Source organism: Brasilonema angustatum (assembly GCF_059505445.1).
This window is the reverse complement of the sequence record NZ_JCACKO010000136.1, coordinates 14,815-28,927: the sequence shown is the minus strand read 5'-3', so window position 1 is coordinate 28,927 and position 14,113 is coordinate 14,815. Positions and strand designations below refer to the sequence as shown.

The 14,113-nt window shown below is 41.8% G+C and carries 9 protein-coding genes; 4 read left to right on the top strand and 5 right to left on the bottom strand.

The features are described 5' to 3' along the window. The first annotated feature begins 176 nt into the window (after positions 1-176). Positions 177-890 (top strand): phycobilisome rod-core linker polypeptide, encoded by a 714-nt coding sequence (locus AC5JM2_RS24955; RefSeq protein WP_495837508.1) that lies wholly within the window; start codon positions 177-179, stop codon positions 888-890. A 371-nt stretch (positions 891-1,261) separates the two neighbouring features. On the opposite strand, the gene AC5JM2_RS24950 is transcribed toward AC5JM2_RS24955, so the two are convergent. Then, on the bottom strand, positions 1,262-2,734 hold the full coding sequence (locus AC5JM2_RS24950; protein WP_495837507.1) for a M16 family metallopeptidase: 1,473 nt from the start codon (positions 2,732-2,734) through the stop codon (positions 1,262-1,264). Positions 2,735-2,869: 135 nt separating this feature from the next. After that, a complete protein-coding gene (locus tag AC5JM2_RS24945; protein ID WP_495837506.1) occupies positions 2,870-4,450 on the bottom strand; it encodes a M16 family metallopeptidase in 1,581 nt (526 codons plus the stop codon). A gap of 241 nt (positions 4,451-4,691) precedes the next feature. Between AC5JM2_RS24945 and AC5JM2_RS24940 the strand changes: the two genes are divergently transcribed. Then, on the top strand, positions 4,692-5,522 hold the full coding sequence (locus AC5JM2_RS24940; protein ID WP_495837505.1) for a carbohydrate ABC transporter permease: 831 nt from the start codon (positions 4,692-4,694) through the stop codon (positions 5,520-5,522). Between the two features lie 201 nt (positions 5,523-5,723). Here the strand turns inward: AC5JM2_RS24940 and AC5JM2_RS24935 are convergent, their stop codons facing one another. Together AC5JM2_RS24935 and AC5JM2_RS24930 are read right to left on the bottom strand one after the other, a co-directional pair. Continuing rightward, positions 5,724-6,608, bottom strand: a complete 885-nt coding sequence (locus AC5JM2_RS24935) for a hypothetical protein (RefSeq protein WP_495837504.1) — start codon at positions 6,606-6,608, stop codon at positions 5,724-5,726. Positions 6,609-6,718: 110 nt separating this feature from the next. Then, entirely contained in the window at positions 6,719-7,825 is a 1,107-nt protein-coding gene (locus AC5JM2_RS24930) for a PstS family phosphate ABC transporter substrate-binding protein (protein ID WP_495837503.1), read from the bottom strand. 51 nt (positions 7,826-7,876) lie between these two features. Here AC5JM2_RS24930 and AC5JM2_RS24925 point away from each other — a divergent pair, with 51 nt between their 5' ends. Further along, a complete protein-coding gene (locus tag AC5JM2_RS24925) occupies positions 7,877-8,086 on the top strand; it encodes a hypothetical protein (protein WP_495837502.1) in 210 nt (69 codons plus the stop codon). 541 nt (positions 8,087-8,627) lie between these two features. Here the strand turns inward: AC5JM2_RS24925 and AC5JM2_RS24920 are convergent. Beyond that, a complete protein-coding gene (locus tag AC5JM2_RS24920; RefSeq protein WP_495837501.1) occupies positions 8,628-12,938 on the bottom strand; it encodes a hypothetical protein in 4,311 nt (1,436 codons plus the stop codon). 442 nt (positions 12,939-13,380) lie between these two features. Here AC5JM2_RS24920 and AC5JM2_RS24915 point away from each other — a divergent pair, with 442 nt between their 5' ends. Continuing rightward, the gene (locus AC5JM2_RS24915; protein ID WP_495837500.1) at positions 13,381-14,079 is read left to right on the top strand and encodes a Crp/Fnr family transcriptional regulator; all 699 of its coding nucleotides are present in this window, start codon (positions 13,381-13,383) and stop codon (positions 14,077-14,079) included. Positions 14,080-14,113 lie beyond the last annotated feature (34 nt).

Here is a 14,113-nt window from a genome sequence, read left to right as displayed (position 1 = left end):
GCCAAAAGATGACCGATTTTAAAACCGCTCCAGACGCAGAAAACGCAGAAAACATACGCAACGCTTTGGCAGAGGTAATTTTAGAGCACTGAAGAGAGTAATTCCCAATTCCCAATTCCTAATTCCCAATCCCCAATCCAATTAAAAAAGTTCATTAATTAACAAAGATTTTAACCATGACTATTTCTCTCCTGAGTTATCCGTTATCGAGTCAAAATCAACGTGTAAATGGCTATGAAGTTCCGGGTGATGAACAACCTAGGGTATATACTACGGATAATTTGCCCAAAGGTACGGAAGTAGATGAAATTATCCGGGCAGCATATCGGCAAGTTTTCAATGAGCAACAACAAATTGCAAGTCATCGCCAAATTGCTTTGGAATCTCAATTTCACGCCAATCAAATTACTGTCCGGGACTTTATTCGAGGGTTAGTTTTATCTGATTCTTTTCGTCGGTTGAACTACGAGACAAACAATAACTACCGCTTTGTTGAAATGTGCATTCAACGTTTGTTGGGACGAAATGTGTATGACAACCGTGAAAAATTAGCTTGGTCAATTGTTTTAGCAACCAAAGGACTGCGGGGTTTTACTAATGAGTTATTAAATAGTGAAGAATATCTAAACAACTTTGGGTTTTCCACCGTTCCTTATCAACGACGACGAATTTTACCGCAGCGAGCAAAAGGCGAACTTCCCTTTGCCCGTATGGCACGCTACGATGATAACTACCTTAAGCAAATGCAAAAAACTGGTCAACTGCGACCTTTTTATTATGGCGTGGCAGATAAAAGTGCTTCTGTTTATCGAAAGGTGATATTTGCAGTTCCAATTCTTGCACTTGCTATGTTATTTTTGACGTTGATAGCTGTTGCGACTCCTAAGTGATCATCCTTGATGATGTTGCTTCTGAGTTTTCAAATAGAATTAGACACGCTATTACTGGTTGATGTCATTAATTGTGAACGGTTTTGAAATTAGAAAAATCTTGTAGAGACGTTGCACGCAACGTCTCTACAAAGCATAAAAATTAATGAGATAGACTACTACGTATTAACAGAACAACAGAGGCGTCAATCGCCAGAAGTCACAATGAAACCTTCAACTACGTTCTGAGTTAAACTTCTGTGCGATTCTCGATTGAGTAGGGATTTAAATCCTCATATTCCTGATTCTGACTTCTGTATGCGCAAAGCGCACGCCCAAAGGGGTAACGCACAGCGTGTCCGCAGGACATATTCTGAATTCTGAATTCTTTTTTAATTTGTTGTTGCTTGTGTTGGTGAACCAGGAATTGTCACATCTATTGGGGTTACTTGCGTTGCCAACTGCGTGAGTGGTGGTTTAATAGCGCTTTGATTTCCGACTATCAAAGTCACCAAATTATCTGGTTTGAGGTATTTCCGCGCTACCCGCCTGACATCAGCGGTTGTTGTTGCGGCTACTGCTTTTTGGTAGCGAAACAGAAAATCAGACGGATAGCCATAATATTCATACCGCATCAAGCGTGATAAAGTTTGCCCAGGATCTTCAAAATTGAAAACAAACGAGTTGAGGGTAGAGTCTTTTGCAAAAGCTAACTCTTTAGGCATGACGTTTTGAGTTTGTATACGCTTGATTTCTTGCTGTAGCGCTCTAACGAATTGCACTGTCGCATCAGAGCGTGTTTGTCCACCAGCGATGAACATTCCAGGGTAGTCGTATCGGGGACTCCAAGCACCGGAAACTGAGTAAGCTAAACCTTGACGCGATCGCACTTCATTAAACAAGCGTCCACCAAAGCCATTTAACACTCCGTTCAACACATCCAGCGCTGGATAATCAGGACTATTAAACTGTCCTCCCAAATGCCCAATCAAGATATTGCTTTGAGTCAGTTGTGGCTGATTGACAAAAAACACACCACTTTGTTTATTTTGGGACACTTTGGGTAACTGAGGTTTAACCAAATTGGGATTGGGTTTCCAGTCAGCAAACTGAGCTTGAATGAGCGATCGCATTTTCTTTGAGTCAAAATCCCCCACAATTCCCATAATCATATTATTGGGATAAAAAGACTGCTGTTTAAACTTCACCAAATCCTCACGGGAAATATTATTCAGCGTTGCATACTCCTGAGTGCGAGCATAAGGACTGTCTTTGCCATAAATCAATTTCTGAAATTCCCGACTTGCAATATCATCTGGATCATCATTGCGACGAGCGATCGCACCCCGCAACTGCGTTTTCGCTAAATCCAACTTTTCCTGGGCGAAAACTGGCTCCCGGAGAACTTCACCAAACAAGCCAAAAACCGTTTCTAAATCTTCACTGAGTGACTGAAAACTAGCATTACCAGCAGTTTCACCAATGCCAGTTTCAACCATTGCCGCGCGTTGTTCCAAAATCTCATTGAGTTGATCGGGTGTATGCTTGATCGTTCCTCCAGAGCGCATCACAACACCCGTCAACAGAGCCAAACCAACCTTCTGTGCGGGTTCAAAGCGATCGCCCGTACGCACTATAGCCGAACCACTCACCAACGGTAGCTCATGATCCTCCATCAAATACACAACCATACCATTGTTCATCACATACCGTTCATACTTCGGTATCTTCACCTGAGGTAGTGGTGGAAGCTGCAACTCTGTATAATGCTTTGCCGCCGTCGCCGCCCAAGATGTGTTGTATACTCCAAAGCATAACAATCCAACCAACACAAAACAAACCAGCAACGAGTAAAGACGTCTCATCCTTTTGTTATCCCTTCTGCCCCTAAATCTCTTCATATCTCTTCCTTCGTGCCCTTGGCTATGCCAGTCGCCTACGGAGGGAAACCCTCCTGCAGCGCTGGCTCGTCTTCGCGGTTCATTCCTCTTATTTGTTAATCAACCCTGCTTCGACAAGATCTTACCAACTGTACGATTTTCCGTTGTAAACGTCGCTGTCGCCACCCGCTGAATATCAGCAGGTGTCACAGCTATAATTTCATCCAACTGCTTAAACAAATTCCGCCAAGAGCCAGTTTTCACTTCATACTCCAACAACTGCTGTGCCATTCCCATATTGGAATCAAGTATGCGTAACAAACCCGCCCGCGCTTGTGTTTTTACGCGCTGTAACTCAGTATCAGACACTGGCTCAGTCTTTAACCTATCAATTTCCTGGCGCAGAGCCACAGCCACTTCATCAACCGTATGACCCGGAGCTGTGAGAGTATAGAACAACATCAAATTTGGATACTTATCTCCAGGGAATCCGCTGAAACCCTGTGCCGAGAGCGCTAACTGCTGCTTTTCCACTAAAGACTTATACAGTCGGGACGTACGCCCACTACTGAGCAAGCTACCAATAATTTCATAAACAGCGTGATCTGGATGAGTCATTGCGGGACGATGGTAACCTTCCAGATACCAGGGTTGAGAACGTAGTTCAACACTCACTTCCCGTGTTTGTGTTTGCTTTGGTTCTACAGAGATTTGAGCAACTGCTTTTTCTTTTGCCTTATAACGCCCAAAGTAAATTTGTGCTAGTTTTCTTACCTGTTCGGCGTTGACATCACCAACAACGGCAATAGTCAAATTATTGGGAACATAGTACGCATTGAAAAACTTCTGCACATCTTCGCGTGTTAAGTTACGGATATCTTGGTCGTAACCAATCACTGGACGCTTGTAAGGATGGACTTTGAAAGATGTATCAATCAACTTTTCCATCATGATTCCGATGGGAGAATTTTCCACCCGCATACGTCGCTCTTCTAAAATGACATCTTTTTCCTTGTAAAACTCCCGAAACACAGGATCAAGAAATCTTTCTGATTCCAAAGACATCCACAGTTCTAATTTATTAGAAGGAAAACTATAAAAATAACGAGTCGCTTCTGTGGAGGTATTAGCATTTAAACCCACGCCTCCCGCCTGTTCCACAATTCGTCCTAATTCGTTTTGCTTGGCGAGTTTAGTTGCTTGTGCTTCTATTTTCTTGAATTGGGCTTCTAACTTAGTAACTTCATCTTTTTTATTAGCCGCTTTTGCTGCTATAATTTGCTCTGCCAATTGATCCAAACGTTCAAGTAATGGTTTTTCCGCTTGGTAATTAGAAGTACCGATGCGCGTCGTACCTTTAAAAGCCAAATGTTCCAGAAAGTGAGCTACACCAGTCTTTCCATCTGGCTCATCCACACCACCGACATCAGCATAAGTCAGAAAAGAAACTATTGGCGCTTGATGTCTTTCCAAGACAATGAACTTCATACCATTGTCAAGGCGGAACTCACTCAACTGCTTGATCACCCGATTCAAATAAGGTTGAATCGAATTTTCAGTAGGCGCTGGAGTCTGAGTTTGTGCTAAAGCAACTCCCGGTAGTAATTCCCACCAAAGAAGAACTGCTATAACAAAAGATACCAAAAGTTGACTTGCCTTATTTTTAACTTTTCTTTGGTATAAGTAATTAGGCTTGTGCATACACGAAAATAAAAGTAAAGTTCGCTTGACAACATCAAACATATTAATTTAACCAACAGGGTCTTAATCTTGTATTCAGCATTTTGTCGTTCTTGGATTAAACCTTAGACAATAATGCGACATATCCTGTTCCGGATATCTCACCATAGCTATGATTATGCCAATTTTGGCGTTGCATAGAGGAATGGGTTGCCGTCTGCGAACATGAGAATAGAACAACCAGACATAAACTTCTTGGCAAATGAGTAATTGGAAAATCCAAAATCGTTTATTAATGTACGTACCATTACTGGTTATAGCAGTTTTAACGCTATTTCCCCTGTTTTGGCTAATCAGTACAGCGTTAAAATCCTCAACCGAAAATATTTTTCAATCCCCCCCGCAGTTATTGCCAAGTCAACCAACCATCGAGAATTTTATCAATGTTTGGCAGACAAATCCCTTTGGGCAATATCTATTCAACAGTACTTTGGTGGCGGTGCTGACTGTATGCTTAAATCTAATTTTTTGCGCTTTAGCTGCTTACCCACTGGCAAGATTGTCTTTTCCAGGCAGAGACTGGATTTTTCTTGCCATTGTTTGCACGATTATGATTCCTTTTCAAATCGTGATGATTCCGCTGTACATTTTGACAGTTCAATTGGGTTTAAGAAATACTTATTTGGGAATCATTTTTCCTGATTTAGCTTCTGCTTTTGGGATTTTTCTGTTGCGACAAGCTTTTATGAGTGTCCCCAAAGAGATGGAAGAAGCAGCACGCATGGATGGCTGTTCGGAGTTAGGCATCTGGTGGTACGTTATGATTCCGGCAATTCGTCCAGCACTCGTCACTCTGTCAATTTTCGTATTTATTGGTTCTTGGAGCGACTTTCTATGGCCTTTAATAGTTATTCAAGATGAAAACTTATACACTCTTCCTTTAGGAGTCGCCAAGCTTGCGGGTACATTTTCCTTGAACTGGCGGTTAGTCGCCGCAGGTTCAGTCATTTCTATCGCTCCAGTACTATTACTATTCCTGTTTTTACAACGCTACATTGTCCCTACAGAAACTGCTAGCGGTGTCAAAGGTTGACCGAATCAGTGTACAGTGAACAGTGAACAGTTATTAAAAAACTATGCACTTTTCACTTCTTAAAAGATGGTGCAAGCCCCCAAATTGAGTGGAAAAAGAAAAATTATTCATTCCTTATTAAAATCCTCAGCAATTCATTCATGGAGATTAACTGGTAACTGATAACTGATAACTGTTAAGCTCCTCTTGGCATAAAAATAATTAACGTACAAAATTGCCAAAATTGTGTGGTAGTGGAGTCGTTGGAGGTGAAGTATTTTGTAAGAGTGATTTCTCAGACGATGTCATCTGAAAAAATACGTAGATAAAAACTATCACTGCCAAACTCGTGATTACGCCAAAGCCTATTCCCAACAGCAAAATAAAATTTCTATGAAGTACCAAAAGATTATTCTCAGCGCTTTTGTCAGCAGCAAATAGTTCTTGAGATTCGACTGGTAACGACACTTCCCTAATCCTTCGTTTTTCTGTAACTGGAATCAAAGGGAGCAAAGTAGGGTTTTCAGCGCTTTTGTCAGCAGTAAATAGTTCTTGAGATTCGACTGGTAACGATAGTTCGATAACCCGTTCGTGTTCCTTCGCCGGGATAAATAAATCTATGAATTTTCCCTGCTTAAGGTTAATATGAATTTGCTGACGGGTTTCCCAGGAAATCAACACTCCTGGCTTCGCCTCCTGGTAACTACTCACGTCTTTTAGAATCAGGGATTTTAAGGAATTTGAAAAGTTGTGGCGATCTACCAGTGCTAATGGTCCCTTTTGCAGGCAAGCACAAACTTTTTCAACCTGGAAAGAGTGTAGTGGTTTCGTTAGGTGGTAGCAAATAAAGTACGGTATGTAGCTGTAATTAGTGTTATCCCACTCATCGTTGTACAGCCAGCCAAACAACCAATCCTCTAGACTAACCTGAAGAAGATAAGCAGCTCTGTCACTATGATTTCTACACTCAAAGGCGTTCCAGTGGCGGAAAACCACCTTTTTAAGGAACGTTTGCTGAATGTCTAAGGAAACCTGCTTACTGGTAAGCAACTCAAAGCCCACATTAGTAAATTTAGTATAAACTAGTACATTGATAGGCAAATCCATGTTTAATAGGATTCATTGCGGAGGTTAATATATTCTTCCTTTGTGTCTTGTGAAGTATGCATCCTGCTTGATATCTAATGTAACTGTATACACAAAGGAATCATACAAATTTAAGGAACTCTAACGAATCCAGCCTGCTCAATTGCTTGTTGCCCTTGCTCTGTCAGTAAAAGTTTGGCATAGGCTTCTCCTGCCCGTTCTTCGCGACCGTTGTTATGCTTAATAATCACAAACAGATTTGTGGTGAGTGGATAGCTGCCATTTTTGATCGCTTCGGTATTAATCTGATTGCGCTTGTGTAGGCACTCCTCGTTTGGCACTTTGGGTTCACGGTAAGGGGGGATGAGCGAAGTCGGAGTCCGACCAACTGGCAAAAGCCTCACACTACATTGAGGGACTAGTGTACGAGCAGAAGCATAATACAAACTCCCTGGGGTTTTACTGATATAGCGCAGTGCTTGTGTAGTAGAGTTGACATACTGGATGTTAGACCGAAATCCTTGATTGTTTAAGTTTTTTTTGCTTGATGTGCCGCTTGATTGGTTGTTTACAAATGTTAGTGTATCTGCGTCCTCTGGACGTTGGGCAAAAGGAGTGATGGGTAAGTCTGGTCCATCAACTTGTTTCCAGTTTGTAATGTCACCGTGATAAATTTGTTGCAATTGGTCAATTGTTAAACCGGGTACCGTGAGTGATGGGTTCACGACTACCGCTATTCCATCAATACCAACTTGACGTTGTTCAAGCGTGAAACCTCGCTGCTTGGCTGTGTTCAACTCTTCAACTGTTACCGGACGAGAAGACTGTGCAAAATCCAATTGCCCGTTAAGCAACATACGAATGCCTGAACCGGAACCAGGACTGCCGTTTGTCGGTTTTACGTAATTTAATTGCAATTCTGGATGAGAATTTTGAATTTGAGAATCTATTAATTGTCGAATAGGTGCCCAGGCTGTACTGCCACCGTATTTGAAGGAACCGATAGGAATATCAGCACCTGTCCCAAAGGCTAATTTAGGACTAGAGGTAGAGGTAGTGTTGACACTTTGACTAGGCGAAGAGTTAATGTTATCGGTAATCAACAAGCGTGGGCGCACGAGCCACCAGAACAGTCCACCAATAACCACAAGTGTCAAGACTTTGCCAATAATTAAGCCTCGCAGAAGGAGTGCCATTTCTCCTTGAATGACGATTTTTTTTCGGTTTGTATTGTCCATAATTTTTTATAAACCCTTTTAGGGAGAATCTGAGAGTATTAAGTAGCCATCATGTACTTCCGTACACCAGAAGGGATGAAAAAACTTTTCTTCCCTTCTGGCATCTGCCATCTGCCAGGGCAGTTACACGACTGTCGGGCATTACCCGCTGTTAGCACTTGCCTCCTCGACCTTTTTCAAGTCGAGCTTGCAGACTGTTGTTTTTCCTTGGCTGGAAATGTCAAGCAGAATGAATTGCTTACCCTGAATCGTTGTAAATAAATATTTCAGTATTAATATGGCTGTTATTTATAAGATTAGTATTTTTCGCCCAGATCTATACAGAAATATTTTTTCTAAAAAACAAAATTTAGGTCAAGTTGAAAACTATGATTTTGTCCGAAAAGCCACTCTCCAGAGAGGTATATGCACGCTTTTTTGTTCCAAGAGTTTGACTTGGTAAATGCTTTCGATAGGTGTTAGCAATTAACCCACTTTGATTTCCTATAGATATATGAGATTATCACATCTTGCTTTCAGCAACTAGAAATGATACAAAAAGATGTGGAAAATCACCGGAATACACCAATTGCGTTATTGCAATATTTGTAAAGTGGATACTATAGCAGTGGACAGAAATCTTAGGACATATGGGAAAAGCTATCGCAAAGGATAAGCCAACAACCTTCGTCCTAATCAACTTGGCTACTGCTATATCTATTGTTCGCTCAAAACTTTTTTTTACGTTGTGGGCAGTGCCTAACGCTAGCGCCGCTACAACGGTAGGCTTTAAAGTCCCCTCTGGAGATAAGGGGACAAATTGCTAATCAACGATTCCCAAGGCGAAATTAACTGTGTAAGGTTCCTCTAGGGATTGCTGAATACTAGGTTTAATGGCGTCGAGATAACGAGCAACAGCTTGGAGTTGTTCGGTATTGGGACGAAAAGTGAGACTTCCTTGTTTTTCAAAAAGTGGTGTGGCTGTTATCGCCTTATAGTTAGAATTTTCACACGAACCTTGGGTGAGCCAAATCGCATCTATACTGGTGGGGATCAAGCCAGAAGGTAACTCACCTTCCAAGAAAGCCAGCAGACGTTGCTCACAACTGCGGGTATTAATGCCACGATTCTCAAATAACTGGATAACTTCGCTAAAGGATATGGCTCTTGATGGCAGAATTTGCAGCAATTCTGTGAACAGGAAATAGTCGGTGTACTGTTGTCTAGGAACGTCTAAGACTTGAGGATGCAGAGGGAGTACTGCTAAACCATATGCAGCCCGACTGCAATTGGGAGATCCATTTTCACCAAGATACAAATCTTGGATAATCTTAGCGTTGGGCAGTTTTTGCCGCAGCCAACGACTCACCGCCGCAACACAAGCAACCCCGCCTGTGAGGATAGCTTGATTTATTACTTCTGTTGGTATGCCTTTGGCAACAAGTAACCGATTGATTTCTCGGTTGAGACGTCGAACAAATGGGACAAACACTTGACTTTCTAAGTCTCGTCGCTGCAAAACCCATTGCTGATCTGCCAGTTCTAGAGTAAAAGATTCTTGGTGTTGCAAAATCAGCTTGAGAGCGATCGCCGCCTCAATAATCGCCTTTCCTAAAAGTGAACTTTCTAGCCGTTGCTGTAGGCGAATGCGTTCTCCAACATCTGGTTCCCCAGCCCGAGGCAAATTCAATTCTTCCAAGCCTAAACTAGAAAAGGACATCTGATCTAAACCAGGAATTGCTGGTTGCCAATTCTTGGATTTTGTGCTAGTTGTTTTGGTATCTTCTTGAGAAATCGTGCGTGGTTGTCGCCATTTAGATGGCAATAGCAATTGACAAATAATGTCTTGCTCTAATTCTTTGCCAGCATAAGCAAAACCGTGAAGCATAAAATCACTATGAGTGAGGTCTTCCAGGTTTTGCGGCAAATCAACTAACGCCATTTCTGTTGCAGCAGCACCGATATTAAGGACGAAAGTATTACCCACAAGAGGGCGATCGCTGGTTCTTGCAGAACGAGTCCCCTGATGATCTGTAATTTTGACGATTTCACCTTCAGCGCCGTCAAGTTCTGACAGCAAACAAGCAATCCCTTCCTCCAAGAAAAAGACTTGTTCCGGATGCTGCACTAATTTGCTGATAAGTATAGCTTCTCGGATGTTAAAGCGATATTGTTCCGACCAGTTGGATGGGCAAGTGCAAATAACACCAGTAATTTCATTGATAATATCACGGAAGGTTTCTTGCTCTAGACCAACAGCAGCGGCAGTTAAACCCAACGTCGTGCTGCTGCGATCCGAGGTGAATGTTAACAGCAATTTCGAGAGCGATCGCACAACCCAAACCAATGGAACACTAAAAGATTCATTTAACTGCAAAACTGGTTCCCATTTTTGTCCCTCACTCTTGTAAGGTAAAGCAATTTGCAGATAGGGTTTCAACTGCGCTGAGAATAAGTTATGCGTTGCTACACCTGAGTGAGGTGATCCAGAACCCGTAGTTATATTCTCAGATACTTTTTCTTCAGCTACAACCGCTGGTGCTGTGTTCTCTTGTGGAAATGAGCTTTCTGTTTCGCCACCACTCACCGAAGCAGTTGGCAGATAAACTTCTGCTGGTAAACGAAACGACCGTTTTATAGAAGTTGCTTCCTCTTGGGTTTGTGTTGCTGACCAATACAGAGGATACACCTGTGTTGTGGAGCGATTTAACAAAGCAGCAGAAATTCCGGTTGTACCCAAATCAATTCCTAAATACCAAATAGATTTACGAGCGTCGTTATTTGTTGAACCAGAAATAAAGACAGAAGAAGCGTCGATTTCTTCTGTGACCACATTTTTTTCGAGTTTTGCTTGTGGTTCTATTGTGCTTAAGTTTGGCTCAGTCTCTGCTTGTGCTTGATTTTCGGTTTGAGTAAAAGGGTGCAACAGGGCATTTATCTCCCCATCAAAACTCGCTAAATCCTGTTCCAACTGCTCCAACTGCGCTTCTTCTAAGGAAATATCAACCATTTCTGTAGATTGATTTTCTTCTTGAGACAGCACATTCTTGTCTGGTGAAGCAGGAAGGTTGTTATCTGAAGACTCTTGTGTATCACGATTTTGAATCTCGGCGGCTGAAGATTCAGCAATATTGTGTGGGGGAGTTTCTAGGGTTTCTGAAGTGATAGGTGCTGTGGTTACTGTCAGTGACTGCTCGCGGTTGATATCAGCCAATAAGTCAGTCAACATTGTAATTATATTTTCAGTTGTTGGACTCACTGGGCGGGTACTGTCCAAAGAAACAACCTGGGTGTACTCTGCCACAGGCGGTAATTCTGCCAATATATGTTCCAGAGGAATCGATGATTGTTCTGTGGTTTCCAAGCTCAGATCTTGTGTCTGTTTCGCGTCATCAGTAGTGAGTTTCACAAGATCCGCTTCTAGTTCTTCCAACCAAGGATCTGGAATCTCAACAACAGAATCAACTTGTTGTTCTTGATTTGTTCGAGCGTCTGGAGAAGTTTCTGAGAGATTCGACACTACTGAAGGAGTTGTGACATCTGTAACCGGCTTTGTTGGTACTTGCGGTGCTTCAAAAGTTATCTCATACAGGAACTCTGATTGTGGTTGATGAGTTACAGTTGCTGGTGAAGTGTTGGCAGATGAAGTAAGTGTTGGTTGGTCTAATAACTCATTTTTGACATTTGTGACATTCACTGTTGTCTCATCCGTCACATCTTTGTCATCGTCTGTTGTCACCGTCGGTCTGGTTGTCGTTTGCCCCTCAAAAAATTCATCTATAAAAGTTGTCAGATCAATGTCATCAAGTTCAGATAATTTATTTGTGACATCTGTGAAATCTGTAACTTGACTTTCAGCAGGTGTGGTTATGGTTTGCTCAAATAACTCATCTGTAAATTCAGGGAATGTGGGAGTAGAGGATGTTGTCGTTGTCGTCTCTGTGATAACCGTGACTTCACTGGGCGCGGATACAGTTGCTATTGGCTCATCAAAGAAGTCATCCGTGATATCGGTGACGGAATGTGTTGGCACATCTGTCACGTCAACACCAAACAGACTGGCATATAGTTGGTCTACTTGGTCACTCAATGGAGAACTACCCTGGTGTACAGCAATAATATCAGCAGTCTCTACAAAGTTTTGTGTGTCTTGCCTGTCCTGAGAAACGACTGCATTCAAATCTGATGCATTCGCACTCTCCTGTTGTGTTTCCAAGCTGAGTACTTGATTATTTGGTGTCACTTCAGGTAACTCTGAAGCTAATTGCTTAGATTCTACTAACTGTGGAGTTTCATCTTTTACATTTTCAACAGATAGTTGATTGATGGAAGTTTGTTGTTGCAACTGCTGCGTAAAATTGCCGATGAAACTTGCCAGTAACTGTTCCCCTTGCACTCCTTTGCTGTGCATTTTTGCCAGCGCCTGAGACAAAGACTCGTGATAAGTGTGAATATTGCCTTGTAATGCCTCAAAAACAACATTCACAGTTCCATCAAGGGCGAGTAACTTTTGATCTAACTTGTTCGCAAGCCTTGACAACCGCTCCACTTGCTCTGGTGACTCCACTACGGGTAAAGTCGAAGAAGTTGCAGGTTCTGTATGATCTTGGTAACTTGTGACCAAATGCTGGATTTGAGAATTGGTCGCAGTTTCTGTTATTTGTGGTGTAATATCAGACACAATGCGGCTTTTGACCACCTGCAAAAATTCTGAAATTATCTGCTCCTGATTCGCTAATTGCTGTGCTAAGGAGTAGTTATGCAGCCGCTTTTGTTCTAATTGCCTGATTTCCTCGGCAAGATTTGATCGTTGTTGCAACAGTGCTTTGATTTCTTCTTGTAACGGTGCCAGCACTACGGCAAATGGATTGTTTTCTTGTCCTGCCACAACATTAATATTTTCCTGTTGCTGTAAAGATTGCTGCTGTGGTAAAGATTGTTGTGATTGTAGCTCCTCCTGGATTGGAATTTGAGGATAACTTTCTGATAAATTGACTAAAAAGTCGCGAATTCGTTCTAAAACTTGCCGTAGTTCTGATGCTTGATTAGAGAAAAGCCTAGGTAGACGCTTGTTGGTGAGTAAGCGGTCAATCTCTGCAATCAGTTGTTCAGTTTCTGTTGCGCGGGAAGTCACGTTAATTTACCTTATCTAGAATTTTAACTCAGGTGGCTATAGAAATTTTTTTAACTGTTGCAACTATGTTAGGCATTAGACGGGCATCCGGCAATATTATTGTAGTTTGCAGCAAAACAGCTAAAAATTATAGGGTAGCAAAAATTAATGACCATGAGTATTATTTATTTAGCTTGCCTATAGTTTTGAGTTATAAGTATTGATGTTTACAGTGGTGCTAGTCTTCAACCAGGGAACTGTAAGCTGTAGACTATTTATTATTGCCATACTTTTGCGAAATTTTTTGCTACAAGGCAATACTTTTGCTAAAAAAAACTTGGCTCGCTTTATTGTGTAACATAGTTTATTCTTAAATTTTAATGCCTGTACTTTAATAGCCTAGGCTTATAAAAGTAGCGTTATTTTTTGTGTATATTACAGCTTTTATCAACAAAATGTCGTAATGGAAGACCGGTATAGCGTGCAAGCACTTACCAATCCCTTAAGGTACTTGGCACCCTTTTTCCAAGGGTTACCTGAAACCGTTGTAGAACAAGCACTTACTCATCTAGTAACCCGCACTCATCCAGCAAATCAAGTGATTTTGTTAGAAAATGACTGGGGTGGATCCGTATATTTTATTGTAGAGGGTTGGGTAAAAATACGGACTTATAACTTGGAAGGCAAAGAGGTAACACTGAATATTCTCGGTAAAGGAGAATTATTTGGTGAAATGGCAGCTCTTGATGAAGTGCCTCGTTCCACTGATGTCATTACGCTGACTTCTACGGTCATTGGTAGTATGCCAGCACAAGATTTCGTCAAGTTACTTCAAACAGAACCAATGGCGGGAGTCCGACTGGCGCAACTGATGGCACGTCGTTTGCGGCAAATAAACCGGCGATTGCGGTTAAGAGAATCTGACAGTCAATCGCGGGTAGCAGATACGTTATTGTTTTTAGCAGAGGGACAGGGAAAGAAAGGAGAAGAGGGAATCAAAATTCCTAATTTACCTCACAGGGAATTGAGTAGTTTAAGTGGGCTGGCAAGGGAAACAGTTACACGAGTCTTGACAAGACTCGAAAAAAAAGGACTGATTAAACGAGAGCAAGAGGTGATTTGTATTCCCGATATGTCAGCCTTAGAAAAAATGATCGTTTAGCAGTTGTTCGTTCTTCTCATCTTAACTCCTTGGA